The organism is Streptomyces sp. NBRC 110035, assembly GCF_000829695.1.
Classification (GTDB): Bacteria; Actinomycetota; Actinomycetes; order Streptomycetales; family Streptomycetaceae; genus Streptomyces.
The window spans coordinates 15043-40962 of record NZ_BBNN01000040.1 but is presented as its reverse complement, the minus strand read 5'-3'; the positions used below and the strand labels follow the sequence as shown (position 1 = coordinate 40962).

At 70.0% G+C, this 25920-nt stretch carries 28 protein-coding genes and 1 pseudogene; all 29 read right to left on the bottom strand.

From position 1 onward, the window contains the following. Positions 1 to 185: 185 nt before the first annotated feature. The 29 genes and pseudogenes from TU30_RS26710 to TU30_RS26575 all read right to left on the bottom strand — a co-directional run bounded on the left by TU30_RS26710 (position 186) and on the right by TU30_RS26575 (position 25871). Complete coding sequence (locus tag TU30_RS26710) at positions 186 to 521, bottom strand: hypothetical protein (RefSeq protein WP_042174572.1); 336 nt, start codon at positions 519 to 521, stop codon at positions 186 to 188. Between the two features lie 76 nt (positions 522 to 597). Further along, positions 598 to 978, bottom strand: coding sequence for a hypothetical protein (locus TU30_RS26705; RefSeq protein ID WP_042174571.1), 381 nt, complete (start codon positions 976 to 978; stop codon positions 598 to 600). 27 nt (positions 979 to 1005) lie between these two features. Beyond that, positions 1006 to 1305 (bottom strand): hypothetical protein, encoded by a 300-nt coding sequence (locus TU30_RS38400; protein WP_370626714.1) that lies wholly within the window; start codon positions 1303 to 1305, stop codon positions 1006 to 1008. Continuing rightward, positions 1305 to 1983 (bottom strand): annotated as a pseudogene (locus tag TU30_RS34705) (N-acetylmuramoyl-L-alanine amidase); the annotation flags it as partial. The pseudogene TU30_RS34705 and the gene TU30_RS38400, both read right to left, overlap by 1 nt. A 1-nt stretch (position 1984) precedes the next feature. Then, positions 1985 to 2368, bottom strand: a complete 384-nt coding sequence (locus TU30_RS26695; protein ID WP_052479924.1) for a peptidoglycan-binding protein — start codon at positions 2366 to 2368, stop codon at positions 1985 to 1987. Positions 2369 to 2540: 172 nt separating this feature from the next. Continuing rightward, complete coding sequence (locus TU30_RS35690; RefSeq protein WP_107068587.1) at positions 2541 to 2909, bottom strand: hypothetical protein; 369 nt, start codon at positions 2907 to 2909, stop codon at positions 2541 to 2543. Then, a complete protein-coding gene (locus tag TU30_RS36180) occupies positions 2906 to 4390 on the bottom strand; it encodes a hypothetical protein (RefSeq protein ID WP_042174566.1) in 1485 nt (494 codons plus the stop codon). The genes TU30_RS35690 and TU30_RS36180 overlap by 4 nt, the downstream gene beginning before the upstream one ends. After that, complete coding sequence (locus TU30_RS26680; protein ID WP_042174563.1) at positions 4390 to 5493, bottom strand: hypothetical protein; 1104 nt, start codon at positions 5491 to 5493, stop codon at positions 4390 to 4392. Before TU30_RS26680 ends, TU30_RS36180 begins: the two co-directional genes overlap by 1 nt. Next, complete coding sequence (locus tag TU30_RS26675; protein WP_042174562.1) at positions 5490 to 6425, bottom strand: hypothetical protein; 936 nt, start codon at positions 6423 to 6425, stop codon at positions 5490 to 5492. Before TU30_RS26675 ends, TU30_RS26680 begins: the two co-directional genes overlap by 4 nt. 10 nt (positions 6426 to 6435) lie before the next feature. Continuing rightward, positions 6436 to 7335 carry a phage tail domain-containing protein gene (locus TU30_RS26670; protein WP_158719370.1) on the bottom strand — a complete coding sequence of 300 codons (900 nt, stop codon included), beginning with the start codon at positions 7333 to 7335 and terminating at the stop codon, positions 6436 to 6438. Next, positions 7325 to 11680, bottom strand: coding sequence for a hypothetical protein (locus TU30_RS33045; protein WP_052479923.1), 4356 nt, complete (start codon positions 11678 to 11680; stop codon positions 7325 to 7327). Before TU30_RS33045 ends, TU30_RS26670 begins: the two co-directional genes overlap by 11 nt. 18 nt (positions 11681 to 11698) lie before the next feature. Further along, a complete protein-coding gene (locus TU30_RS26660) occupies positions 11699 to 12034 on the bottom strand; it encodes a hypothetical protein (RefSeq protein ID WP_052479922.1) in 336 nt (111 codons plus the stop codon). A gap of 26 nt (positions 12035 to 12060) precedes the next feature. Continuing rightward, positions 12061 to 12591 (bottom strand): hypothetical protein, encoded by a 531-nt coding sequence (locus TU30_RS26655; RefSeq protein WP_042174558.1) that lies wholly within the window; start codon positions 12589 to 12591, stop codon positions 12061 to 12063. Positions 12592 to 12692: 101 nt separating this feature from the next. Further along, positions 12693 to 13163: a hypothetical protein gene (locus TU30_RS26650; RefSeq protein ID WP_042174556.1), complete on the bottom strand. Its 471-nt coding sequence runs from the start codon at positions 13161 to 13163 to the stop codon at positions 12693 to 12695. Between the two features lie 129 nt (positions 13164 to 13292). Then, positions 13293 to 13766 (bottom strand): hypothetical protein, encoded by a 474-nt coding sequence (locus TU30_RS26645; RefSeq protein ID WP_042174554.1) that lies wholly within the window; start codon positions 13764 to 13766, stop codon positions 13293 to 13295. Beyond that, positions 13766 to 14161 (bottom strand): hypothetical protein, encoded by a 396-nt coding sequence (locus tag TU30_RS26640; protein WP_158719369.1) that lies wholly within the window; start codon positions 14159 to 14161, stop codon positions 13766 to 13768. The genes TU30_RS26645 and TU30_RS26640 overlap by 1 nt, the downstream gene beginning before the upstream one ends. Positions 14162 to 14166: 5 nt before the next feature. Continuing rightward, entirely contained in the window at positions 14167 to 14634 is a 468-nt protein-coding gene (locus TU30_RS26635) for a DUF6093 family protein (RefSeq protein ID WP_158719368.1), read from the bottom strand. Continuing rightward, a complete protein-coding gene (locus TU30_RS26630) occupies positions 14610 to 14996 on the bottom strand; it encodes a hypothetical protein (protein WP_042174548.1) in 387 nt (128 codons plus the stop codon). The genes TU30_RS26635 and TU30_RS26630 overlap by 25 nt, the downstream gene beginning before the upstream one ends. After that, complete coding sequence (locus TU30_RS26625) at positions 14989 to 15258, bottom strand: hypothetical protein (RefSeq protein ID WP_042174545.1); 270 nt, start codon at positions 15256 to 15258, stop codon at positions 14989 to 14991. Before TU30_RS26625 ends, TU30_RS26630 begins: the two co-directional genes overlap by 8 nt. After that, positions 15255 to 16100: a hypothetical protein gene (locus tag TU30_RS33040; protein ID WP_052479921.1), complete on the bottom strand. Its 846-nt coding sequence runs from the start codon at positions 16098 to 16100 to the stop codon at positions 15255 to 15257. Before TU30_RS33040 ends, TU30_RS26625 begins: the two co-directional genes overlap by 4 nt. After that, positions 16097 to 16426: a hypothetical protein gene (locus TU30_RS26615; RefSeq protein WP_042174543.1), complete on the bottom strand. Its 330-nt coding sequence runs from the start codon at positions 16424 to 16426 to the stop codon at positions 16097 to 16099. The genes TU30_RS33040 and TU30_RS26615 overlap by 4 nt, the downstream gene beginning before the upstream one ends. A gap of 93 nt (positions 16427 to 16519) precedes the next feature. Beyond that, complete coding sequence (locus tag TU30_RS36175; protein ID WP_042174541.1) at positions 16520 to 16798, bottom strand: hypothetical protein; 279 nt, start codon at positions 16796 to 16798, stop codon at positions 16520 to 16522. Continuing rightward, positions 16798 to 17847 carry a major capsid protein gene (locus tag TU30_RS26605; protein WP_042174539.1) on the bottom strand — a complete coding sequence of 350 codons (1050 nt, stop codon included), beginning with the start codon at positions 17845 to 17847 and terminating at the stop codon, positions 16798 to 16800. The genes TU30_RS36175 and TU30_RS26605 overlap by 1 nt, the downstream gene beginning before the upstream one ends. Before the next feature lie 18 nt (positions 17848 to 17865). Then, positions 17866 to 18339 carry a head decoration protein gene (locus tag TU30_RS26600; RefSeq protein ID WP_052479920.1) on the bottom strand — a complete coding sequence of 158 codons (474 nt, stop codon included), beginning with the start codon at positions 18337 to 18339 and terminating at the stop codon, positions 17866 to 17868. 42 nt (positions 18340 to 18381) lie between these two features. Further along, the gene (locus TU30_RS26595) at positions 18382 to 19107 is read right to left on the bottom strand and encodes a DUF4355 domain-containing protein (RefSeq protein ID WP_042174538.1); all 726 of its coding nucleotides are present in this window, start codon (positions 19105 to 19107) and stop codon (positions 18382 to 18384) included. A gap of 62 nt (positions 19108 to 19169) precedes the next feature. Next, complete coding sequence (locus tag TU30_RS26590) at positions 19170 to 21053, bottom strand: hypothetical protein (protein WP_042174535.1); 1884 nt, start codon at positions 21051 to 21053, stop codon at positions 19170 to 19172. Positions 21054 to 21125: 72 nt separating this feature from the next. After that, positions 21126 to 22736, bottom strand: coding sequence for a terminase large subunit domain-containing protein (locus TU30_RS26585; protein WP_078878537.1), 1611 nt, complete (start codon positions 22734 to 22736; stop codon positions 21126 to 21128). Continuing rightward, the gene (locus TU30_RS26580) at positions 22714 to 23235 is read right to left on the bottom strand and encodes a hypothetical protein (protein WP_042174533.1); all 522 of its coding nucleotides are present in this window, start codon (positions 23233 to 23235) and stop codon (positions 22714 to 22716) included. The genes TU30_RS26585 and TU30_RS26580 overlap by 23 nt, the downstream gene beginning before the upstream one ends. Positions 23236 to 23579: 344 nt before the next feature. Continuing rightward, positions 23580 to 25871 (bottom strand): type IV secretory system conjugative DNA transfer family protein, encoded by a 2292-nt coding sequence (locus TU30_RS26575; RefSeq protein WP_042174530.1) that lies wholly within the window; start codon positions 25869 to 25871, stop codon positions 23580 to 23582. Between the last annotated feature and the right edge of the window lie 49 nt (positions 25872 to 25920).

The window sequence follows — 25920 nt, the reverse complement described above, 5'->3', positions numbered from 1 at the left end:
CGGACCGAAACAGCTCCGCGAAATGGTTCTGTTGACGCTCACGCGCGAGACGCGCGGCGACCCGCGCGACGGCCGGACGGTATGCCTCGACCTGCCGGCGGGCCTCCCGGGCGCGGGAGAGAGCCAGCTCCGCTTCCCGCTGCCCGGACGGCTTGCCTGTGGACTTCGGGCGCTGCGGGGCGGGCTCAGGACGGCGGCGCAGCAACCGGCTGATCCATCGCATCCCCAGGCACCTCCCCTCTCATAGCGCGAAGAACGTGATCGGCGATCCGCGACAGTTCGAGGAGTTCACCGACCTGGTTCTGTGCATCGATTCGTGCGGCTTCGCTCTGCCGATGCGCCTCCCGCCACGCATCCCGCTCCTTGGCCAGCTCGGCGACGCGGTCGTCACGGTCCTTGCGGACGTCCTCGAGGACGGCCCGCGCGACAAGACTGCCTCGGAGGATGAGCAGCACGATGAGAGTCACGATGGCCCCGGCCCCGCCCGGCAGAAGGACGCTCACGGCCGACAGCTCATTCACCGGTGCCACTCCTTGGCCTCTGGTGGCGCGCCGACGCCGCTGCCAGTCGACGGGCGGCGCGCCAGAGGGTCACAGTTCAGACCGCGGTCGGGCCGCGCTTGGCGAGCGGGCTGGACTGCTCGAGGCCGGTGGTCGCCAGCGGCGGGGTGACCATGAACCGCTCCACGACAGCCAGCACTGCGGCGATGGACGCCATCCACAGGGCCTGCCGGCCGGCGGACCAGTCGAGCCCCAGGCCGACGAACAAAGCCATGACGGCCTGCGCGGTCTGGAGAACCGCGGCAGCCCAGGCGCCGTTCTTCGCGACGAACGCGATGATGACGGCGACGACACCGGCGGCGATGGCGTTGATGGCGGTCTGGACTCCGGCGGACACGTCGAGTTCGTAGCCGAGGAGCTTGACGCCGGCGGCGATGAGGCCCAGGAGCAGGGCGGGTTCGCGGGCAATGAGTCTCATGAGAAGGTCTCGTTTCTTCTGGGATGGTCAGCTGGTGACTTCGAGGCGGATGTCGATGGCTTCGATGGCCTGCTCGATGCGGTGGACGAGCGCGTCGGCGTCGAGGGACTCGCTGTTGGTGGCGAGTTGGGTGACGGTCCTCGTCAGCTCGGTGATCGCGGCGGACTGGGCGGCGAGACGGCTGTCCATCGACCTGACCCGGTTGCCGATGTCCTTGAGGTAAGACTGCGGCTCCCATGTCTTGTTCGTGGCGCGGTCTGTGGCCGTGGCGGGCGCGGTGATGGCGTCCGTCCTCCACACCGCTTCGTAGATGTCCTGCTTGGTCATCCCTGCCATGGGGTCCTCCGCGGTGTCGGGCGTGCTCGGGGTGGAGCCGGAGCTCCAGGAGGCCGCGTTCTTCAGCCGTTCGGCGACGTCGCGGCGGAAGGCGGTCATGTTGAAGGGGCCGCGGCCCTCGACAGGCCCGTGGGGGTCGATCTTTCCGGGCTGCCACTCCTTATGGCCGATGACCGATGCGGCGCCCCAGCCGTGGGCGCGGCAGATCGCGGCGGCCCACCGGACTGCGGCGTCGTACTGGGTGGCGGGGTAGGTGTCCTTGCCGTTGCCGAGGTTGACGATCTCCAGGCCGTAGAAGCGGGAGTTCCCGTCGGTGTTGGCCTGGTTGTCTGCGGGCAGTGCGGTTTCGTTGATGACGGCGCGCAGTACGTCGCCGTCGCCGGAGCCGGCGTGGTTGGCGCGGCCTGCGGAGACCATGTACAGCTTTCCGGACTTGCCCCCGACGGTGTGGCAGAGCGGTCCGGGCAGGAGGGTGTGCCCGTTGTAGCAGAGCGCGACGGATGAGTCTTCGCCTGATGAAACGGTGTGGTGGATCATGACACCGTTGACGGGACCCCAGGCGCCCTTGGAGTTGCGGTTGTGGGTACGCCAAGACCGGTACTCGACAACCTTGCAGCCCTCGGCCTTGAGTACGGCGAGAAGCTTTGTGGCGGACAGCGGGGTGGCCATCTCAGGTCTCCTTGGGAAGGGGTGTGATGCGCGGGACGTGGAGTCGGTCCCAGGCGACCTGGTCGGGGATGCCGGACACGTCGCCGCCCTCCTTGGGGCGCAGGGTGCGCTGCCAGGTGGCGAACGCGTCGCGGTGGGCGGTCGTCCAGTCCGGTCCGAGGTGGCGGCCGTCGGTGCAGCCTTCGGCATCGAGGCGTCGGGCCATCGCCGCGAAGAGGGGTGAGTGTCGGCCGCCGTGGAAGAACGCGGCGCCGGGGTACGGCTCGTACCGTGCCGTGTCGACGACGGTGGTGTCGGGGCTGGGGGCCGGGGAGGGCTCCGGGGCGGGAGCGGTCTTCTTCCGGGCAGCCGTCTGCTCGTCCTGTTGTGTGATCGGATCGGGCATTGCCCGTGCTCCTGGATCTCCCCGCGCCCAGAGCTGATGATGCTGTGGCGGGCCACTGCGTGCGGCCGTCCCTCGGGGGCTGGAGCAGAGGGGGCGGAGGGTCGCCCTGTGGTCAGGCTACGGGCCGGGCGGGGCAGACGTTGCCCCCGCCCGGCTCCGGGCCGACAGCGGGTTACGACACCTCGGGCTGCGGGTCCAGCTTGGTCGCGGACAGGATGGTCCGGTACTTGGAGCACACGCCGCAGAAAATGATCGGCTTCCCAGCGTTGGAGTACACCATCGGATCCGTCGCGGTCACGTTTAGATTGCGGCACGGCTCGCCATCACCCCTGTCCGCAGTCAGGCAGACGGAGTCGACCTCGTAGTAGGTGGCCGGCTCAAAGGTGATCGGCGTGGTGGGCATGTCGGGAGCGGGCGGCGGCTCCGGGGCAGGCGGCGGCGGCACCTCGTCCGGCGGTGGAGGGGGCGGCTCCTCAGGCAGCGGGGTGGGCTCGATGGGGTTGGGCTCGGACTCGGGCGTGGGTTCGGCCTCTGTGGTCATGATCCGATCGCTATCCAGTCGATTCCGGTGGAGGCAGTGTTGGTGCGGGTCAGCCATACGGTGAAACCTGTGGTGGTGACGTTGGTGACGCCGACCCCGAGAACCGAGGTGCCGGGGACGGAGGTGGAGGGGGTGGCCACGACCCGGATCGTGCTGCCCTTGATGTTCAGGCCGCTGACGCTGGCGGAGGTGGGCGCGTTTGCGGCACTAGGGGTGATCGAGATGCGGCCTGTGGTGATGTTCCCGGCGGTCAGGCTGCCGGGGGTGGTCGTGTTGCCGTCCTTGTCGACGGTGAACTTGTCGCCGTCACGGACCAGGCGGAACAGGTGCCCGGTGTGGCCGGTCTCGGCCTCCAGGTAGAAGCCGCTGGAGGCGCTGGCGGCGGGCAGCACTTGCAGGGTGGTGCCACCGACGTAGATACGGTTCTCCAGCAGGTACAGGGAGTGGCCGATGCTGTTCTGGAGTTGCAGGTTGAGGTCCCCGGCCGCCGAGGTGAGGACCTGGATACGCGCAGTTTTGTCCTGGGCGGCGTTCAGCCATCGGATGGACGGATAGGTGGTCGCAGGGCTGATGGACATGGCGTTCCCAGTGGGACCTGCCAGGCCGATACCGCCGGGGGTGAGTGACGCGACCGCCTTGTTGGCGCTGTCGTAAACCAGGATTCGGTTGTTCCCGGACTCGTTGATGGCGATCCGTTCACCGCTGGTGGCGGTCTGGATGAGTCCGCCGGTGACGGTGCTACCAGTGATGGCGCCGGTGAAGGCGGCGGAACCGTCGGCGGAGTTGAACTGGATCACCAGCCCACCCAGGCTGTTGTAGACGCGTAGCCCGTCCTCGTTGAGTTCCACGCGGGCGCCGGCCGGGTCGCCGGCTACCAGGCGGGTGACGAGTTGGAGGACCGCCTCCAGTTTCTCCGCGGTGACGGCGCCAGCTTCGATGGTGGTGGCGGTGACCGATCCGGCCTGGAGGTCCGGGCCGTCGACCTTGATGGGGGTCGCGGTGGTCTCCTGCGATGGGTCCCCCGCTACGCCGGAGGTGTTGACTGCGGTGAGGCGGACGTAGTGCGGCACGTACGGCAGGGGTAGGACGGGCAGCATGCCGCCGTCTCCGGCCTTGGTGATGGTGCCGACGTAGGTGCCCGCTGATGGGGTGAAGTCGGCGGTGGTGGAGACGTGGACGGCGACGTGAGCGAAGTCGGCGGGCAGGGCCAGGCCGGAGGCGAGGGTGCCGTCCCACACGATCCGTAGGCCGCCGATGGTGGAGGTGACCACGGGCGTGTTCGGGGCGCCGGGTGCGGGCCCGTCCACGGCGATCAGGCCGATGGTGCCGTCGTCCTGCATCCCGATCCGGCCCCGCACCTGCCCGGCATCGTCCTTGATGACGATGTTGGCGTTGTCGAGTGCGGCATGGGAGAGGCGTGGGGAGCCCTCCACCCGGTTCAGGCGCGCCTCGAGTTCGGCGAGTTTCCGCCCGATGTCCATTACTGACCTCCGTAGGTGTACATTGCGGACGGTTTCAGGGAGACCTGTGCTTGCGGGCCGCCGGGCGCGGTGGGCTTGATGGTCCAGCCGGTGACCCGGCACCAGCCGGTGTAGCTGGTCCAGGCGTTGTGGATGCGGACGTACACGTCGTCACCCACCTGCCACGACCCGAACGGTGCGGCGGGGGTGTCGCGGATCGTGACCGTCTCGACCGCGCCCAGGGTCTGCCGCCACGCGCGTTCCCACTCCACCCGCTGTTTGAGGACGTCGGTGCCGTTGACTTCAGGGAAGGCGACGGCCGCCTCGAGGCGGAGCCGGCCGTTGCGGACGGCGGAGATCTGCCTGAGTTTCGCGCTGCCGTCGCCCGCGCCGGTGCCGATGACGACCTGCGCGTAGTCGTCCCCGGCTAGGGCTTCCTCGGGCTCCTCGATGATGTTCACGCCGGACGAGAATTCGATGTCTCTGCGTCGGGCACCGAGACGCGGCCAGCCCAGCCGGATCCGCTTCACGACGTCGCTCTTGTCGGGGTTCCAGGACGTGGTGCACGTGTATTCGGGGGTCCCCTGGTCGGAGACAAGCTCGTCGACCTGGTCCCCGAGGCTCTTGGTGTCGTACCAGTAGGAGTGGTGGACGTCGGCCGGTGTGCCGACCGTAGAGGTGCTGGTGGTGGAGTCGACGACCACGCCTATGTCGCCGTCGGGGACGGACTGCGCGTACGCCCAAATGTTGCGGATGACCTGGCAGCGGTCTGTATACACGTAGGGGCCGCGGGCTCCGTGCTCCCCGTCCAGGTCGAAACGCTTCTGCAGGTACGACGACCAGGACGCGGCCTCGATCGTGTAGTTGTTGCCCTGTGCGCGGACGTCCCAGATCAGGCCGCCCCACTCCAGCTGGTCCTCGGCCTCCACATAGATTTCCGTGGTGCCCGGGTCGGCCAGTGTCGGATGGGAGGCGACCAGCCGCGGGGAGAGGGTGCCGCGCAGTTCGCCGGGCCCGGACACTTCCGGCCCGTACTCCAGATCCGTGACCGGTAGCGCGGTCGACAGCCAGGCACCGGTGAGAGCGTGCCGGGTGAGGACCCTGGCCGGTGGCGCGACGCTCACCTGGGAGCCTCCTCGAACTCCACGTCGTACACGAACGTCGTGCTGGTGGTGACGTTGATCCGTCCGCCGTTGCCGGAGGCGCCGTTGGCCTGTGCGCGCAGCAGCTGGGTGGTGCCGCGGTAGGAGGAGGGGATGGTGAGGGTGTCGGCGACGATCGCGGGAATTTTGCGGATGCCGGTCCCCTGGTTGTCGTCGAGGGACGTGAACTGGAGGGTCAGGGAGGAGCCGAAGGTGGCGCGCAGGGCGCCGAAGTAGTTGTCGACGCTGTAGCGCAGCGGGCAGACGTCGACGCGGATCCGGGCGGTGGTGGCCCAGTCGGGGATGGCGATGTTCTGCCCGGCTTCGGTGGAGAAGTAGGAGTAGGTGGTGGAGGAGCCGATCAGGCTGGAGTCGCTGGCCGGTGAGTGGGTGTACATGCGGCGCTGGCGGCGCGGGTTTGCGATCTTCCGCAGGTCGGTGATCATCGCGTTGGTGATGGTGCTGGTGGAGGCGGGGATGTCGATCCGGGCCAGGGGGATGCCGGTGCGCCCGTCGGGGATGACCGTGGCGGAGGCGGACACGTTGGAGATGACGTCGAAGTAGGTGACCTGATCGACCTGCGGGTCCAGGCTGCCCTCGTATTCGGGGTCCTCCACCCGAACAATGATCATGTCGGATCGTCCGGTTCCCCCTGTTGCCGCTACCGGCACGTCAGCGGCTCCGATGTTGCACACCGCGTAGTGGCCCTGGAACGTGTTGGCGCGGCCGCGGACGATCCCGGAGCCGTCGCCGATCGTCACACCACTACCGGGGGTGGAACGTTGGGCCACTTTCAGGTCGTCGCCCTGGGTGACGCCCTCCGCGCCGTTGGCGAGGTCCCGCACCAGCATGCGGAATTGCTGCGCCGGGTGGGTGGCCCCGTTGGTGAGGATGGGCCGTGCAAACAGTGCCATGTCGGCTCTCCTAGAGGGCTATGTAGGCGTCGCGCCAGGTGACGCGGAGGCGGCCGGAGTTCGTGTTGTCGAAGGCGGTCCACCGCATCTCCGACGTCCCCGGGGGGATGGAGAACAGGTCGATGCGGCTGCTCGGGGACAGGTAGGTGGAGGCGTTGCCGCCGTTGTCCCAGGTGACGGTGCGATAACCCGGGCGGGTGTCGATCTCCACCCAGCGGCCAGCCGCCAGGTTCAGCGTGGGCAGGGCCAGGGCGCGTCCGGAGGCGACGTGGGTGATGGTCACATTCGCGCACGGCCCCATCACGCGCAGGATGGGCCAGGCGTCCGCGCTGCCGGCGTTGGTGACCCAGCCGGGCCGGTCCGCGGCCACCGTCCCGTCCTGCACATAGACCGGCGCGACCACCGGCGCAGCGAATCCGCCACCTGCCAGCCAGCCCAACGGGAGTTCGGTGGTGGATTCCTCGTCGGCGTAGAAGGTCGGGTCGTGGGCCAAAAACTCGAGGTCCAGGGGCACGTAGCCGTGAATGACCTGCCCGTACTCGGGATCCACCCTCCGGGCGCGCACGGTGAGTCTTTTCACCGGCCGTCCGGGCCGCTTGATGCGCAGCACCATGCCCTGCCCGCCCACCAGCCGGACGTCGGCCGGGTCGGTGACGGCCTGAAGCGCGGCGACCATGTCGTGGCAGGCGGCCGGGCTGCCGGGGGTGCGGATGGCGGCATCGATCTGGACCTGCCGACCTGCCCAGTGGTCGGGGCCGGCGAACTGGCCGTCCATGGACGGCTGGTCGACATCGGACTCCCGTACCGGGGGGCGGCCCAGGCCGGTCGTCTCGATGACGTCCACCGTGGTGCCGGTGCCGATGAGGACACCACCCAGGTCGTACTGCCAGTCGATCAGATCAAGCGGCACGGGCGGCCACCCCTCCCCTACGCGCGCGGCGGACACTGCGGCCGACCTGGGCTCCGATGTCGGATGCGGACGCCCCGGTACGCACGGCGGTGACCTGGACGGTGGTGGGGCTGGACTCGTGGACGATGACGACCGGCTGGGTGGCACGCGCGTCGGTCAGGCCCAGCCCGAAGCGGGTGGCGACGTCGTGGAGGACGGGCAGCGCGGTGCGGCGCTTGGACGGGGACAGCGGCAGGTACGCCTCCCCGCCGGTCTCCGGTTCCGCGAAGCGGATGATCCCGTCGCGGGTGGCGTACATGCCGGCGCGGATACCGCCGTCCGCATACGCCTGGTGCGCGTTCGCCTTCCGCAGGTCGGCAATGAAACGGCCCGACCGGGAGCCGAGGGCGGTCTGGATCTGCCCCTGAGCCTTGGTCGCGATCTCGATGATGACGTCCTCACCCAGACCGGTAGCGGCTGCCACGTCGTGGATGCCGGTGGTTGGCTTCCTGATCGCGGCGATGATCTGCACCAGGTCCCGCACCTGCTCGCCGGTCAGGGCGTTGTTTGCGCGCTTCGCCGCAGTGTTGGCCTTGCCTGCCTTCTTCTTGTCGCTCACCGCCGCCGCGGCCAATTCACGGGCCGCCTGGTCGTTCTGCGCGGCGAGCTGCCCGGCAAGGTCGCCGTACCCCTGCGCGGACAGCTTGGACAGGTTCTTCACGAACAGGTCCTGGTTCCCCATGGCGTGGTTCAACTGGACGCTGTAGTCGCCGAGGGTGGCCCGCGCCGTCTTCTGAAGGTCGCGCAGCGCGATGCTCATCTGCGCGATGTACTTCTTCGACCCGGTGGCCATCTTCCTGGCCAGGCCCTCGCCTTCCTTACCCATCGACGCGAGGGCCTGGGCGACGTCCCCGCCGGCGAGTTCGGCGACTTTCTCCAGGTTGCGGTTCCATGCGGCCGTGGCGCGCCCCGCGGACACCAGCTTCCGCTCCACCGCCCCAAGGTCGAAGTAGGAGACTTCCTTGCCCTTCACGTTCTTCGTCTTCCGGCCCGCCGACCCGGCGTCGGACGGCGAGTACAGGGACCCGGAGGCGGGGTCGTAGCGCCAGTCGGTGATGGATCCGTTGGCGTTCCACTGGACCGTGTCCGGGTCGCCGCCGAGGCGGCGGATGGTCTCCTCGGCGATGGCGCGGGAGCGTTCCCGCTTGGACAGGGCGAGCGGGATGTACGCCTCGCCGCCGGTCTCCGGTTCGGCCCACATCCGCCACGCTCCGGGGCGGGCGATCTGCGCGATGTGGTTCTCCGCGCCGTTCGCGAACGCTCGGACTCGGGGGCTGAAGCCACCATCGGCGTAGTAGTCGACCACCGCACCGTCGGCGTACGACCCGGGTCGCAGTTTGGTGCGGGAGCGGGCCTCACCGGTGCTGGAGACGATGTGCCGCTCGTAGAAGGTGGTGGTGACCGTGACGCTCTTGTTCCGCAGCCCAGCGATGGCGGAGGCGAGGGCGCTGACGTTGGCGCGCTGCGAGCCGGTCGGCACGGTGATGGTGACGTTCTTCCCCTTGGTGTCCCGGATCTTGAAGCCGAGAAGCTCGAGCTGGCGGCGCGCTTCAGCGGTCGGCGCCTTCATCGTGATGGTCTTGCCGTTGGTGGAGGCGACCTTCGCCTTGATCTTCTCCAGGTCCGTGATCGCGCCCACGGTCGCCGCGTCGATCGTGATCGTCTTGTCCTGAAGTCCGTCGCGTCGACCCTTCAGCTCATCCAGGGCGCTGCCGGCGGTCCCGGTCTCGGCGATGACCTTGAAACGGCCGTCCTTCAGCTCGGTCACCTTGAAGCCGAGGCTTTCCAGCATGGTGACGGCTTGGGTGGTGAGGGCGTCCACCGTGACGGACTTCTTGTCCGGGGTTTCCTCGATCGCGGCGATGACCGCGTCCAGGCCGGCGATGGCGTCCTCGGTGCGCATGTCGATCCGCGTGGACTTCTCGTCAGGGATCGCCAGGTAGGAGTCGGCGAGCGCCTCCGCCTGCGCCTTGGACAGGCCCATGGCGTCGGCGGCGTCGATGAACGCAGCCCGGCCGCGCTCCTGGATGCCGCTGACGTACTCCCAACTCTTGCCCTGCTCCCGGGCAGCGGCCGCGGCGGCATCCGTGTTCGCGGCGAGGTCGGAGAGGACGGCTTCGGCATCGCGGGCCTTCTGGGAGCCGAGGTCGAGTTCCCCGTCGCGCATCTTCAGCGCCCCGGCATGCTCCTTGATCGCTTTAGTGGTGTCGTCGATGGACTGCTCGAACGCGGACATCGCGGAGCCGGCGGCCCGGTTGACGTCGTTCAGGGCAATGATCGACTGGCGGAGACCGTCCGCGCTGGCCTTCTGGTCTGCGAGCTTCGCCGACGTCTCCTGCGCCGCCTGTCCGAACATGCCCATCGACTGGGCGGCCAGCTCGGCTTCGAAGGCCTGGTCGGCGAGGGCGGACTTGTAGTCGTCCAGCTGCTCCCGGAGCTCCTTGCCGGACATGCCCTGCTTGCGCATCGCGGCCGCGATCCGCTCGAACGCTGCCGCGGCGATGTCGCCCTTGCCGGCCTTCACCAGGTTGGAGAGGGACTTGTCGACGGCGTCCAGGTCCTCCTTGGCTTCCTTGACCGGGGTGGAGTCCATGCCGACCAGGCTGGTCAGGAACTGTTGCGTCTTGTCCAGATTGGAGGGCCTGGAGAGGGTGCGCAGGCTGTCGGCGAGGCCGCCCAGGTCCTTGCCGAACGCCCTCGATGCCTCGCCGGCGACCTTGCCGGTCTGCCCGAGCTTTCCGAGGGAGGTGGTGAGTTTGTCGACGTCTGGCGGGGCCTGCTTCCCGATCTCCGAGAGTTCCTTGAAGATGACGACGACGGCGGCGATCCCGGCAATGACGATGGATGCCCGCGCAGCGAGCCCGAGGGACAGGAACGCGGCCCTCAGTCCGGCGATGCCGCCGCCTGCGGTGGCGGCCGTGGTGCCGAGGGCGGCCACCGCGGTACGGACCCGGCCCAGCCCGGCGGCGAGCACGGCCATGCCCGCCCCCGTGAGCTGGAGGAGTTTCAGGGCGGTGGCGACCTGGAGGATGATGCCGACCAGTTCGGGGGGTAGCGCCGCCACCAGGTTCGCGAACGCGGTGACCAGGGTGAGCATGGTCGGCCCGGCCTCCGCCGCGGCCCGCAGCAGCGTCACTACAGCCGCAGAGATAGCGGACAGCGCTTCGCGGGCGGCAGGCCCGTTCGCGCGGGCGTAGGCCATGAACTCGGCGATCGGCCCGTCCTGGAAGGCACCGCCCTCGGACAGGACACGCAGGAAGTGGATGACGCCGTCGGTCATCTCGTCCAGCTGCCGGTCTGTGAAGTCGGCGAACTTCGCGGTCATCGCGTCGAAGCCGGGCGTGTTGATGGCGCCGCCGGCGACGGTGACCAGCCGGTCCAGCTGGGTGGACGCCGACTTCACATGCGGAGTCAGGCGCGGGATGAGTTGGTCGAGGACGGTGATGCCCTTGGTGAGCGGGGCCATGGTGAAGCCGGACATCTCATCCGACCAGTCGCCGAAGTTCGTCTTCAGCCGCGATATCGCCATGGCGGCCTGCTGCGCTTCCGGCGGCAGTTCGGCGAGGATCTGCTGGTATTTGATCTGTGCTTCCGTCGCCTCCCCGGATGACCGGCCGTGTTCCCGGACTGCTTCCTCGTACTTCGTCTGCGCGTCCGCGACCTCGGTGAGCGGACCGATCTGTCCGGCAAGGGCGATCCCGAACGCAGTCGCTGCTGTACCGCTGGCCGTGAACCCGGCGGCGAGCGGCCCAAGGCTGGTGGACAGCCCGGCAATCAGAGGGATCGCGGCGGTGGCGATGGGTAGCAGTCCGGCGAGACCGATGTCGAGGCCGCCGCTGCTGGAGCCCGAGCCGCCGCCGAGGGTGCCGCCCAGGCCGCGCAGAGCGCTGGTGTCCGCGTCGACCCGCAGGCGGATCCGCTGGTTGTCCTGCGCCCACCGCACGGCGGCCGTGACGTCCCGGCGCAGCTGCATCGGGTCGGCGAGGCCGATGGGGATTTCGATGCGGTGCCCCCACGTCGCCCAACGCACCGCATCTTCCACCTCGCGCCGTAGCTGCATGGCGTTGCCGAGGCGCAGGTTCACGGCCAGGCCCTGCCCTGCGCCGGCACTGCGGAGGTGTGCGGCGTCCACGTCGAGGCGGACACGGATGGGGTTTCGCGTCTCGCGGCGGAGCTGTTGGAGGTTCCGGCGGAGGGCTTGGACGTTGCGGGAGGCGTTGTTGGCGTCGTGGGAAAGGCTGCGGAGGGTGCGTGCGAGGTCGGAGCCCTGCCCGGTGAGGCGTACCGACAGATTCCACTCGGACACGGTGGGCTCCTTCCTGGGCTAGTGGTGCTGGCTGTGGAGTTCGAGGGCTGCGGCGACGCTGGTGGGGATCAATGCGACTTTCACGCCGTGCCCCTCGTCGCCGTCGGGCACGGTTTTCTGTCGGTCCTGGATGAGTTGGCAGCCGGTGCAGCGGTGGGTGGTGGCCCGGTAGGCGTCCTCGTCACCGCCCAGGTGCTCGTCCCACTCCTCGGGCCGGGTCCCGCAGGTCGGGCATACGGAGCGCAGGTAGTGGGCGTAGGCGAGGGCCTTGCGGCGGTCGAGGTCCGACCAGGTGCCGTCTCCGTGCCCGCGGAACTGCGAATGGGGGATGCCCCACTTGTGGCAGAGCTCCATCTGTGCGCGGAAGTCGGCATCATCGATCAGCCTTTTCCCAGGTCGGTCCGCTGCTGGTGCTGGATTCCCCAGGCGGCCCGCCACAGGGACGTCGCGTCCGCCGTCGACCACGTGTTGAGGAAGTGCTGGGCGTCCTCGAGGGGCATGCCGTCCAGGGATGCGGCGGAGATGAGGGCGGGCGCGAAGGTCTCCATCGCGAAGTCTTCGCCGTTGGCTTCGTCTGCCTCGGCCGGCGGGTGTTCTTTCTGGAGCGCCTCGAGGGCCTTCCGTTCCAGGGCGGTGAAGCGCAGGGTGACGGACGCCTTGTCGAACGCCTTCTGTGCGGCTGCCAGGTCCGCCTTGGCGGTGTCGACCGTCTTCTGAAGGAAGGCCTTCACATCGGATTCGGTGTCGTCGCCGGCGGCGAGCCGGTCGGTGGCCTTCTGGTGGTTGGCCTTGGCGCGGGCGAGGTCCTGTCGAAGGTCGGGGTCTTCGCAGATGGTGAAGGCCGCCACCGGCAACTTGATGTTGTCGAGGCGCTTCCGCAGGGTTCCCCAGTCGGGGGTGCTGCTGCTCATGTCGGGTCCTTTGGGAAGGCCCGGCCGGGCGCACGCGGCGCCCTTCCCAGATACACCGGGGCCCGGCCGGGGGCTTGGAGGGGTGTGTCAGCCGGCCAGGGTTACGGGGCGGTGGGGACGGTCCCGTTGAAGAGGGGCCGTGCGGTGATCGTGAACTGGACGGTGATTTTCGCGGCTTCGTTGTCCGCCGTGTACGCCTTGCTGTTGGAGACGACGGTGACGGGGTAGACGTCCATGCCCTTGGCGTCGGGTGCGTTGCCCTTGGAGAAGATGACGACGTAGCCGGACGTGCCCTTGGCGAGGTCGGTCTCGATGTCGTCGAGCGTCGAGTCCTCGTAGAAGGTCAGGGAGGAGTCGGCCGCGGAGTCGTCGCCGCCGATCTTCGACACGAACGTGGACGCCATGTCCGGTGTCTCGATGGGCTGGTTCTCGAGGGACCAGCCTTCGATGGCGTTGATCTGCTCGGTGTAGTCCGTACCGGCGGTGATCTCGGCGGTGGTCGGGATCAGCGACTCGTCGGCGATCGTCGGAAGGAATTGGATTTTGCTGGTGCCCTTGCGGTTGAACCTCATGATGGCCCCTCGCGGATAGGGGCCGAGATTTGGGGCCCCTGCTACACGTGTCTGGTGTGGCGGCCACCAGCAGGTGGTGGCGTCCGCGTGGGGTCCCGCCGCGGTGCGGTGATGCCCGGCCCCGGAAGGTCAGGCGGCCGGCTGCTCCTCGAGGAAGAGCCGGAATCGGATCACACTGGTGATGATTCCATCTCCTGCGTCGGACGTTCCCCCCGCCTCGGTTGCCTCCCGTTTCCAGCAGTTGACGCCGGGCCCGACGTTCATGGGGTGCGCGTAGCCAGGGGATCCGTTGGCGGGCCGTTCGACGACCTTCCAGGCGCGGTCCGTGAGCCACTGCGCCTGTTCGTCCCCGCCACGCGAGTTGGGGTCCCCGGGAGTGGGGCCGGAGACGAACGTGGCCTGGTAGGTCAGGACAGCGGCCCGTTGGTTGTCGGCGAGGGTGCGGGTGTCGTCGCTGCGGTCGAGGGGGTACAGGAGCGTGTACGGCGGCGCGACCGGACGGCCTGCATTGTCCAGGGGGACGCTGCGCAGGCCGACGGGGCGCCCGGTAAGGGTGGCGAGGAGGGTTTGCAGGCCCAGGGTGACGGGCCGTCTCTCAATCATCACGCGCCCCCGAAGATTCGGTCCAGGGCGTCCTTGAACGCGTCCGCGTACTCCGCCGACAGCTCGCTCACGGCGGGTTCCACGTGCGGGTACGGCGGCTGGAAGAAGTGCCGTCCGATGCTGTCCGTCATGTCCCAGAACCCGAACTCCAGGCGACGGCCCTGCGGGCGGTCGGTGCCGACCGTCGCTCCTCCGCCGTCAGGCACGGGGAACGGCTCGGTGCGCCACGAGTCGAAGTACTGCCCCGTGATGATGTTCGGGCCCGGCCTGCCGGACGCGTTGAACCGGATCATTGCTTTGGCGAGGCGGGCCTGCTGCTGCACCGTCCGGTTCACCTCCGGGCCCACCCGGTCCGCTGCCCGCTCCAGGCGGGGCCCCAGGTCCTCGAGGTCCATGCCGCTCACCCGGTCTCTCGGGTCTGCTGGATCTGGTCCAGCGTCGTCACCCGGACCACACCGAGCGTGCCGCCGGTGGATGGGTCCTGGGCGCGCCACTGCCGGCCGATCAGCGACACGTCACCCCCCTCGTGCACGGTCACGACGGTGACGATGGTGTCCCGTTCGGCGATCGGCGCCGCGAGCGGTGTCAGCGCCTTGTACTTGGACCGTGTCTCGTCGGACCAGGGCAGGTTCGGTACGGGCAACGACGTGACGCCGCCTACCGTGCCGGCGACCTGCACGGCGCCGGGTCCCTCGTAGATGATGACCCCCTCGGGCGCGGTGTACTGGCCGGTGCCCGGGTCGAAGACGGGCGGCCCCCCGGCAGGGGTGGCGAACCGCACGGTGTCGAGGAGGACCAAGCCCTCCACGAGGGTGGCGACGGAGGAGAGGTCGAGGCCGGCCATCAGCGTCCACCGCCCTTGGCCCACTCGGTGAGGGTTTGGAGCATGGCGCGTGCGGTGGCGCCGGGTCCGCCGCCGTAGTCGGCCCGGTTCAGCGCCTGCTGGTCCAGGATCTCCGGGTCGACCTCGGCGAGGAAAGCGGCCACCAGCTCGCCGGGCGTCTGGCTGACGCCAACCGCGACGCGGGCGAGGCCCTCGAAGGCGACGCCGTCCGGTTGCCGGGTGTGGAGGACGACGAGGGGGAGCCCGCCCGCGATGTCGTGCTGGACGGCGTACCCGGTGACGATGTTCAACGGGAGGGGGGTGCCGCCGATGGTGATGGTGGCGTGGCCGGGCTGGGCGGTGATGCGGACGCCGTGGGCCTGCGGCTCGGCGGGCTGCTCATTCATCGACGGGCTCATAAGTTGCCTCGAAGATGTCCGGCTTGCATGGGTAAAACTCTCCGACCACACCCCTGATCACCCAGTCGCCGAAATCGGCTCGCATGGTCCCTTCGAGAGTGTCGATCTCGATGGAGTACCGATGACCGGTGACGCCGTCGCCGACCACTCGACCGCCGCACCAGGAGGCCACGGAGTCCGGCGTGTTCGGCTCGGACAGGTGCATGGCCTGGATCTCTACGGGCTTCTTACGGAATCGGGACGCGGTCATAGGAGGGCTCCTGTGCGGATGTCGGTTCGGCCGATGAGGTCGAGGCGGGGCAGCAACTCGCGGACGCAGTGGGCGTGACTGGTCGGGTGAGCAAGGGCGTCCTGAACGGTGCGCAGCGTGCGGTCGGCCTTGTCCGGGTCCTGATGGTCACGCCACCCGCAGCCTTTTCCGTCACGGACCTCCACCCACTCGGTGCCGAGCTCGTCCAGCGCGGTGCGGGCGGCCGCCGTGTTGGCGGTGGTGACGGCCTGCCAGGTGACCGCAGCACTCGCCCACGCCTCCACCGAATGCTTCGAGTTGTTGGCGTAGACGACGGTGTCGAGGGAGTGGTCGGCGCGCAGCCGAGCCGTGTCGATGCGAGCGGAGACCGGGTCGCGGGCTTCGTCCTGTGCGGCACGGAGGAACGCGCGGGCGCGGCGGAGGGTCTCCTGGATGCGGCTGGTGAGGTCGGCGTAGTACTGGGCGGACAGGCCGGTGACGGCGGCCTGGTGCCGGGCGGTCCAGGAGAAACGGGTGGTGGGGCGCAGCGCGTTGTCGAGGAGTGTCCAGGCGCCCTCGCGGTAGATGACCGGCAGGTCCGTGGCGGCCCAGCGTTCCGCCATCGCCATCGCCGCCCGATTGAACGCCGCGAGGGACGTGTTGAAGTCGGCGACCGCGGCGCGCAGGCGTTGGCCGCTGCCAGCACTGCGGCCGGGCCGGATGCGGGCGAGGGCGGCCAGGAGCCGGTTCTGGGCGCCGGTGAGGATCGCCCACGCCTGCCGGAGCCGGTTGACGGCGCTGGTGATGTAGCCGAGGAGACGCTGGCGCAGGGTGCGGCCGCGGCGCCGGACCGGGGTGGTCATCGGCGTGGCCGTTCGACCAGGCGCAGCATGCCGAGACCGCTGCCGGTGCTGCCGTCGGTCGGGTCGTCGGGGGCGGGCGGCTCCCCGTTCTCGAGAGCGGCGATCTGCCGCTCGTACGCCTTGATGTTCTCCGCGAAGCCGACCGCCACGACACCGGACACGTTGACGGTGGACGGCTGGGCACGCAGCGCGGCGAGGCGTTCACGGAGGATCTCGAGAGCGACGGCGCGTGCCGAGCCGAGGCGGGTGTAGCGGGCCTCAAGGTCTACCAGGTCGGTTGCGGTGCCGAGTTCGGCGAGGAGCCAGGACCGTACGGCGGTGTCCACTGCTGGCCTCCTGGGGCGTGGTGTGGGGTGGGAAGGGTGTGCGGGTGCGGGCCCGCCGGTTGGCGCCCCCACCTGGGGCGGGCCCGCACGCCGCTAGTCGCCGCTGTCGCCCTCGTCAGCGGCGCTCCGGCCCCGAGCCGGCTTGCGGGCCGCGGTCTTACGCGCGGCCGGCTTGGCGTCCTCGGCGTCGTCGTCCTTGTCGGACGAGTCGGCCTTGGACTTGGCGGAGGTGGGGAGCTTGCCGTCTTCCCACGCGGCGGGGTTCGTCACGAGCTCCGCGTACTCGGGTGCGGGTTCTTCACCGGCCCGCAGATGCACCATGAGGCGCGTCTGCGGGTCCTTCACGAAGGTGTCCGTCACGAGCCGCGCCATCAGAACACCTTGGCGGTGATGTGGATGTCCGGCACGTACAGCACCGGCATGGCCACGGCGGATCCCTTGGTCCACACCTGGACGGGGTCGTCCTGCCAGCCGTGGGTGACGATGATGCCGGGCGCCTCTTCCAGCTCGATGGCGGGGTTGTCGCCGGTGGTGAGCGCGATGGATTCGGCGGTGATGCCGTACTGGGTCTCGCCCCACTGCTGCCGGTTCGGCGGCACCATGATCCACCGGTCCTCGGGGATCGGGCGGGCCATGCTGCCGTCGTCCTTCGGGATCTGCACGTCGTAGATCTCGATCGGGGGCAGGTTGTACCGGGCGCGGACCGTGTCGACCTCGTTGGGTGCGAGGGTCGCGGTCGGCGTGTTCGACGGGTTCACCGAGCCGTAGTAGGCGGACCGGTAGGCGTCGTTCCCGGCGAGGAGGGCGCGTGCCTTGTAGGAGGTGACGACCTTCTCCGGCATCGGCGCTCCGGAGGCGCGCAGCACCTCGAGCCAGGCCATCTCGTCCGCGATGGCGTCCGCGGCCGGGTTGGTCCACGCCGTTGCCGCGGTGGGCATGTTCGCGGTGGGGACCTGCGCGTTGTACTCGATGGTCAGCCCGTTCTCCCCGGACAGGGTGAACTTGCCGTCGGTGAGCAGGTCGCCGACGGCAAGTTCGAGGCGGGAGCGGATGGACAGGCTGTGCGCGGCGGTGTCCTCGTAGAGGGACTCCACCAGCTCGCTCGCGTCCGCGCCGCGCCGGGCGGCCAGCAGGATCGTCTCCAGCTCACCGACGAGGTACTTCTGGCCGAGCGGGGGCAGCATGCCCTCGGTCTCGATCCGCTTGACCTCGCGGGACGCGACGGGGGTCTGCGCGTCGTAGGCGCGGTACTTCGCGGCGTTGACGCGGCGGCTGGTGCGGCGGGTCTTGAACTTGACGCCGTTGATCTGCCGTTCCGGCATGACGTTCGCGGTGAGCGCGTAGTCCGCCGGGGTCTGCACCTCGCGGGCGAAGGCGATGATGTCGGTCGGGGTGATGTCCCTGAGCAGGGCCTCAAGCATCTGGGTTCACGCCCTTTCTCAGGAGAAGTGGATGGAGTCGGAGCGGTTCGCGGCCGCGGGGACGGTGAGCGCGACGGGCAGCTTGGCGCGGGCGACGTCGCCGACGATGCGCAGGGCGGCGCCGACCTTGGTGGAGCCGGTGTTGAACGCGGTCTCGGTCTCCAGGAGCCCGGCGAGGACCTCGGTGCCGTCGGACGCGCCGGACGCGTAGGGGGCGTACAGGCCGGACGCGGTGACCTTGGCGAGCGGGAGACCGGACTTGAGCCGGTTCGGGACGCCGTTCGCGGCGGCCGTGTAGTGGGTGCCGGACGTGAACTTGCTGACGTCCAGGGTGACGGTCTTGTTGGTCTCGGTGCCGTAGGTCGACAGCAGCCACGGCCGGTCGGCCGTGCTGGTCGCCTGTGTGGTGGTCGGCTGGATGTCCACGCCGATCTCCTCCCATGGGGACTGCTTGCACTGCGGGGGTGCGGACACCTGGCGGGTGTCGTCCACGGGAGGAGAGAGGGCGTGGTCCCTCGGTCTGCGGGCCGCTGGTCAGGCGGCGTCGGGCCGCTTGGCGTAGCCCATCTTGATGGCCAGTTCGCGGGCCCGGGTCTTGGCGTCGTCCTTGCCGGGGGTGGTGCGGGCCGGGGGCGCGCCGGCGGGGGCCCCGCCGGGCGCGGGCGGCAGCGCGCTGGGCGCCGGGGCGGGCTTCGTGCCGAACAGTTCGGGGCGGCGCTCCTTCAGCGCGGCGGCGGCGTCCTGGACGGTCTGGTCGTCGGCGTCGTCCGCGACGCGCAGCAGGGCGGCGGCGTCCTCGAGGTCGTCGCCGGTGGCGCCGAGCCCGACCAGGACGGCCCGCCGGTTCGCGGCCCGCTCCCGCGCGGTGGCGGCAGCCTCGCGGGTGGCCAGCTCCTGCTCGCGCTGCTCGAGTTCCTGGCGGCGGCGCTCCTCCTCCGTGAGGGCGTCCTGCTGCGCCTTGCGGGCGGCGGCCACGAACGTCTTCACGTCGTCCGGGTTGGTGAAGCCGAGTTCGGTGGCAAGGTCCTCGAGGGCCTGACGGGCGCCGGCCCGCTGCCCTTGGGCCTTCTCCTTGGCGGCGATCCGGTCCAGGTCGTCCTGGGTGAACTGCGGGGACGGGGCGGGGGTGGGAGGCGGTCCGGGCTTCGGCGGGTCCGCGGGCGGGTCGCCGCCGTCGTTGTAGAACACGGCGAGACCGGCGAGGCCGGTGTAGGGGTGGACCCAGCCGGGGGCGGCGGGACGCTGCGTGGGGCGACGCATGAGGGACAGTCCTCCCGTGGACAAGTCAGGCCCCGCGCCTAGATCAAGGACACCACAGTTCGTCATGGGGTGTTCCCCCCGCCTTCCCCGGCGGTCCCGTCCGGGGCGTCGTCCTCGTCCTCGTCGCCTCCGGCCGGGGGCAGGATCACCGGCGGCGTCTCGGGCTCGTCCGGGGCCTGCCGGTTGAGGAAGCGGGCGACCTCGTCCGGGTTGCCGAGGGCATCGGCGAGGGCGCGGGCGTCGATGAACGCGCGGGAGTCGATCCGCTTGAGTTCCTCGGCGGCGTCCTCGATGGGGAAGCCGGCCTCGATGAGCATGACGATGCCGGTTTCCTTGGACAGGACGCCCTTCTCCACGCCGAGGGCGACCTGTTCGAGGATGGCGGCCCGGTCGGTGGGCGTGTACGGGCCGAAGGTGAGCTTCGCCGGGAGGACCTGGACGCCGGCCCAGTCGGGGTGCTGCCCGGCCAGGTGCAGCCGTTGCACGAACTTCAGCAGCAGCGCGTACTTGTGGTCCCGGGCGAGCCGCATCGACGCGATGAGGGAGTCGAGCGGGCCCAGGGACAGTTGGAGGGCGTACCCGGACGGCATCTGGGAGGGGTTCATGGTGCCCAGGGCGACGGCGGGTAGCCGGGCGACCTTCGCGGCCCGGTCGGCGAGGTCGTGGGTGTGCTCGCGCAGTTCCCGCAGGGCGGGGGAGGTGTCGACGGCGGTGAGTTTGCCGTTCTCCCCGAGTTTGAACATGGCGCCGGGGCCGACGTCCATCTGGGCGCGCGGGTCGTTGACGCCGGATATGGCGATCATGGGCAGGCCGGTGGTGGCGGAGGCGCGGGCGGAGTCGGTGTCGGAGCCGGCCAGTTCGTCGAAGACTTGCAGCACCTTGGCCAGGCTGGACTGCCCCCAGTGTTCCTCCGCCGGGGGCACGGTGTTGGGGACGTGCACCACCGGGATGAAGTCGATGAGCAGGTCGAGGTGGTCCAGGACTTCGCCGTCGGAGCGGGTCGCGAAGACGGCCTTGTCCAGGGGCAGGGAGTCGACGTCCACCTGCCCCTTGAGGTCCTCGAGGTTCCAGGTGGCGTCGGTGAGGTAGCAGGTGACGTACGACGGCTGGTCGTTCCACGCGTACAGGCGGGTGACGGTCCCGGTGTCCGGGTCCACGGTGTCGCCCTGCCCGACCACGGGCACCAGGTTGCCGTCGGGGCCTTCCATGGTGCGCACGGCCCGCACCGCCCGCCCGTCCTGGTCGACGCCGGCGGCGGTGGCCGGGCCGATCGAACCGAGCTCGTAGGTGATGCGCCGGATCCGCGGCTTGAGGTCGCGGCGTGGGTCCTCCGGGAGCTCCCACGCGAAGTGCGCCCGCTCGGGGAACTCCCCGTCGCCATCCTCGGGCAGCACCGGGAAGTAGAACCCCGGGTCGACGGCCCTCACGGTGGCGCGCTGCTTGGCCGGGTCCCAGGCGAGCCGGTACACGCCGTCCCCCAGCGCGACCGCCTTGCGCTCGGTCTGCTGCACCCGCATGGCGAGGAGTTCGGCTTCGGCCCAGTCCCGCAGCAGGGTCTGCACCCGCTCCGCGGCCTCCACCCCGGCGGTGGGCTTCCCGGTGGCGTCGGTGGCGTCCGCGCCGGGAACGGTGATGTGCTGCTCCCGGCCCAGGACGTGCGCGAGGATCGCGTCGACGAACATGGACGGGTCGCCGAACTCGCGTTTCTCGCGGGCCTCGGGGCCGTCCATGACCTCGGAGAGTTCGGCGGCCTGGTTGTTGTCGTAGGCGGCCAGCAGCTTGTAAGCGGCGAGACGGCGTTCGTCCTCCGGGGGGACCCAGGTGGCTTTGGCTTCGGGGAAGGCGCGCCGGTGCGGCATGCCGCGAGGGTCGGCAAAGATCGGTTTGTAGTTCAGCCAGGACCACGCGTCGATCGTGACGCGCTTCAGGCCGGACACGATGCCCACTGCCGCCCTCCGCACAACTCAGGCCCCGCGCCTGTGATCAGGGTACGGGGACCGGGCGTGACGGGTTCCCCCTCACCGTCGTCCACGCAACCGCTGATCGCTGTAGTGCTGGGCGCCCAGGCCTTCCCGCATGGGGTCGGCGAGCTCGGTGCAGGCGTGGACGTAGGCGTCCATCCGGTCCGGGGAGTTCATGCCCGGAATCCAGGTGACCAGTTGCCCCTCTAGGCGAGGGAACTCCCCGACGTGGTGCACGATCCCTTGGGATGCGAGCTGGGCGATCGGTTCGGCGCGGAGCTTCTTACCCTGCTTGGCGTGCACCGGGATGATCCGCGGCGTCAGCAGGCCCTTGGCCTCCCCGGCGCGTTCCAGGTCGGCCCAGGCCTGGCGGAGGATCTGCGCGGACTGGTCGCCGCCGAAGTTGTCCTCCACCACGAACGCGTCCGCCTTGAGTTCGATGGCGAGGCGGCACGCTTCGTGGCCCCAGGTGTCGGCACCCATGTTCGCGGAGCGGTCGGCGAGGACGTACAGGTGGCCGTCGTGGGTGCGGCCGGCGCCGATGACGCCGACTTCGTCGTGGTTGTCTCCTTCGCCTCCGGCCTGGTCGACGGCCACGACGATGCGGGTGAGGTCGACGCCGCGGAACGCCATGGGGGTGATGCGGTTGTCGGTGATCCACGGCCACTTCCACACGCCGCCCTCGAGCGGGCGCGGCTTTTGCATGTAGAGGGACCACCAGACGCGCTCCCCGACGGCGCGGCGGATCTTCTCGAGGGCTTTGACGCCGTAGCGGACGGGCCACAGGGGGCGGCCGATCTCCCGGCCCAGGGCGTCGTCTTTGCTGTCGCAGATGGCGGGCAGGTCCAGGCGGATCCAGTCGTCGGCGTCCTCGCCTTCGAGGATCTTCCCGGCAAGGTCTTGCTCATGCCAGCGGGTCTGGATCACCAGGATGCTGCCGCCGGGTTCGACACGGGTGTTGAGGACCGAGGTCCACCAGTCCCACAGGCGTTTGCGCATGGTGGGGGATTCGGCGTCGGCGGCGTCCTTGATCGGGTCGTCGACTATGGCCAGGTGCGCGCCCTTGCCGGTCAGACCGCCTCCGACGCCGGCGGTGACCAGGCCGCCCTCGAGGCGGTTGCCGTCCTGGTCGGCGAGGTCGAAGCGGTTGGCGGCCTTGGATCCGGCGTGCAGGGCGAGCCCGATCTGGTCCCCGTAGGTGTTGATGGCGTCGCGGATCCACCGGCCGTGGTCGTCGGCGAGGTCGGCGCTGTAGGAGGCGATCATCACCCGGTGGTCGGGGTGCCGCGATAGGTACCAGAGGGGCGCCCAGCGCGCGGCCCGCCGGCTCTTGCCGTGCCGTGGGGGCATGGTGATGAGGACCTTGCGGGGGCGGCCGCGGGCGATGTCCCTAAACACCCGGTCGATCAGGTCGAGGTGCGGGGCCTGTTTCTCCCGGCCGTCGGTGAGGACGGCGGACATGGCGCCGGGGGACCGCTCGAGGGCCATCTCCCGTTCGATCTGGGCGAGGACGGGCCGGACGTCGTCGCTGGCGTTGATGGCGATGCGGCGGCGCTGCGCCCGGTTCAGGCGCCGGTATTCCGCCCGGAGCGCCAGGTATTCCTCCGCCTGCCGGGCGACGCTGCCGTCGGCTCCGTCCAGGACGTCAGGTGTGGTCGCCGTCGTCATCGGCTTCGTCGTCGGGGTCGGTGCCCTCGAGGTCCTCGAGGGTGTCGTCATCGTCGTCGGGGTCTCCGGCGGCGCGGATGAGGTTGCGGAGTTCGGCGAGGGTGGCGCCGCTGACGCGCATCGGTCCGCCGTTGGGGCCGGACAGTTCGGCCTTGAGGGCTTCTTCCCAGCCGTTCAGCTTGGCCTGCCGCTCGAGGAGTTTCAGGCACAGTTCGCTGGACTTGATGTCGCCTGCGACGGCGGGCGGCAGGTGGGTTTCGAGGAGCTGGTCGAGGATCTCGTTCTGTTCCTCGCGGTAGGCGCTGACCTCGATGTCGAGGGCTTTCCTGCGGGTTTCGAGCATCCGGTAGAAGTCTTTGCGGGCGGAGTCTTCGGAGGTGTAGCCGAGGGCGAGGATCTCCGGGTCGCCGAAGGGCACCTTGGGGCGCCTGCGGCGGATGCGGAGCAGCTCGGTGCGGCGGGTTTCGACTTCTATTTGCTTGTCTTTGGAGGGTGGCATGGCGGTGGGGCTCCCGCTCGTTGTGTGGTTGTCGGGCCCCGCGCCTTGTACGGATGATCGCTGATTTTGGGCGGGGTGTTCCCCCTGCCGGCCCCGGGGATGGGTGCGGCCCTCGCACGTCCGCCGGGGGATTGGGGGAGGTGCGAGGGCCGCGGTGCCCGGACGCCCCAGGGGGTGGGTGGCCGGGCGGGTCTGGCGTGTCGGCCCGGGGGCGCGGGGACACCGGGCCGGGCCGACACCTGTGATGCTGCCGCAGATTCCGGGGTTTGTCTGAGGGCCCTTCCCCCGGGCATGCGCCGGCCCCCGGAGTGGGTTCCGGGGGCCGGTCGCCTGGGGTCGCTGCGCTACGCGTCGTCGGGGAGGCGACCGAGGGCGTACGTGCCGCGCTCCCGCCCGCAGTCGGCGCCCCGGTGAATCAAGTCCTTACGGCGGAGGTTGCCGAGGGTGTTGTCGAGGGTGGAGCCGGTGACGCCGGAGACGCGGCTGATGGTCTCGCGGCTGGTGTAGATGGTCTCGAGGCCGGCCGGGTCGGCGAAGCTCTGGAGCGCATCGAGGATCTTCTCTTCGGCGGTGGGACCCTTCTTCGGTCCGAGGTCGATGCCGGAGAGCAGGGACGCGGTGCCGCCGCTGCCGTCGTCGTCCAGGCCGGTGTCGTCGCTGTCTGCGCCCTCCAGGGTGGAGGTGGCGGCGATGGCGTCGCGGTCGTCCCAGTCGGGCCAGTCGTCCGGGACTTCCACCTTGTCCGGGTCGACGTGTTCGGTGGCGTCCTCGAGGGTGAGGGAACGGCCCATGGAGCAGACGCCGTCGGTGGTCATGAAGTAGCCGAGGCCGAAGGTGGATTCGGGGTCGGCGAGTTTCACGTCGTCGGTATAGACGAGAGTGTCGTCCTCGCCGCTCCAGGTGGCGGGGATGTCGGCGGGGTTCACGGATTCCATGCCGGGCGGCAGGTCGATGAGGTTGCGCTGGGAGGAGTCGGAGCGGAGCATGACCACGCCGCCGGAGCCGACGACGTTGTCCCGGATGGACGACTTCCCGCCCAGCTGGTCGAGCTGGAGGATCTGGTTGGCAAGGACGAGGGACACACCCAGGGAGCGGCCCTTGCGGGCGACCAGGTCGATGATGCTGCTGGCTTCCGCGCGGTGCTGGGCCTTGTCTCCGAGGAGGGAGGACGCTTCATCGAGGATGACGACGACGTGCCGCATGACGGACGGGTCGAAGTTCTTCAGCTTCAGGCGGGCGGTCTCGTTGATGCGGTGTTCTACGAGGGCGCGGACGATGCGCAGGGTGCATAGGGCGCCGTCTTCCCCGAGGCCGGAGTGGGCGGCCATCTGCTCGATGGCGGGGTTGGAGGAGCCCTTGGGGTCGCCGTAGAGGATGACGGCTCCGGCGAGGTGGGAGGCGAGGGCGATGAGCTGGAGGACGCCGCCCTTTCCGGAGCCGGTGACGCCGGTGACGATGACGTGGCGGGCCCCGAGTTTGGGGTCGAGGAGCTGGAGGCGGACGGGGCGGCCGGAGACGGCGACGCCGATGCGGATGTAGCCGCCTTCGGACGGCAGCAGGGCGTGGGGGCCGGGGAAGGGCACGCCGGCGCGGAGCGGGTTTTCCTTCATCAGGCGGACGACGGCCTTGCGGGGGTTGGTGCCGGGTTCGTAGGAGAGCAGCAGGGGGCTGGTGCGGAGGGCTCCGACGAGGGATCGCATGTCGGGGGTGGGCAGGGCGTCGGTGTTGTCGTCGGCGACGACTCGGGCGACTTCTCCTCCGGTGACGGGGTCGGGGCGTACTTCTTCAAGGTGGGTGCCGGCCATGACGCCACCGGCGCGGGCGGCCCACTTGGTCCAGGCTCCGGTGAGGGTGGACGGGTCGAGTTCGGCGGGGGGCTGGAGGTTGACGGTGATGTGGGCTTCGCCGGTGTGGGTGCCGGGCCGGATGGTGATCCAGTCGGCGGGGAGCTGGTAGGCGGAGGAGATGGTGTCGGCGGTGACGGTGACGGAGGCGCCGGTGGGGGCGGTGATGGTGCCCTGCCAGCGCATGGCGGAGATGGTGCGGACGGTGAGGTGCTGGCCCTTGTGGGTGCCGGTGTCCCGGTTGGAAATGACCTGGTGCCAGCGGTAGGCGATCTTCTCTGCCGGGGTGCGGGGCGCCGCCGCGCCCGTCGGGGTGTCGGGGGGCGCGGCGGTGAGGGGCTTGGGTTTGCGCTGCCGGGCGAGGACGAGGCGCAGTTTGTAGGGGACGAGGGCGACGGCGGCCCACCAGCCGAGGGAGACGATGCCGGGGATGGGGTTGGCGGGGACGTTGAGGATGCCCGCCATGAGGGCGTCGGCGCCGTCGGGGCCCATGAGGGTTCCGATGCCCAGGGCCATGCCGGTGGTGAGGGTGGAGGTGAACAGGGGGGAGCGGTGGGCGCGGATGATGTCGCCGGCCGGGAGCTGGTCGACCAGGTGGTCGGGGAGCCGGTTCATGTAGTTCGCGGCGAGGAACCCGGCTCCGGTGCCGTAGGCGATGGCCGCGGTGAAGGCGGCGGAACCCTCGAGGAAGGGGGCGAGGGTGCCGACGGCGATGGGGGCGAGGCTGGTGGTGTAGGCGATGGCGCGTTCGGTGGCTGCGGGGCGGGCGGGGGCGGTGGTGGGCTGGCTCATCGGGGGCTCCTTGGGCGGGGGTTCGCGGGGCGGCCGGGACCGGGGTGGT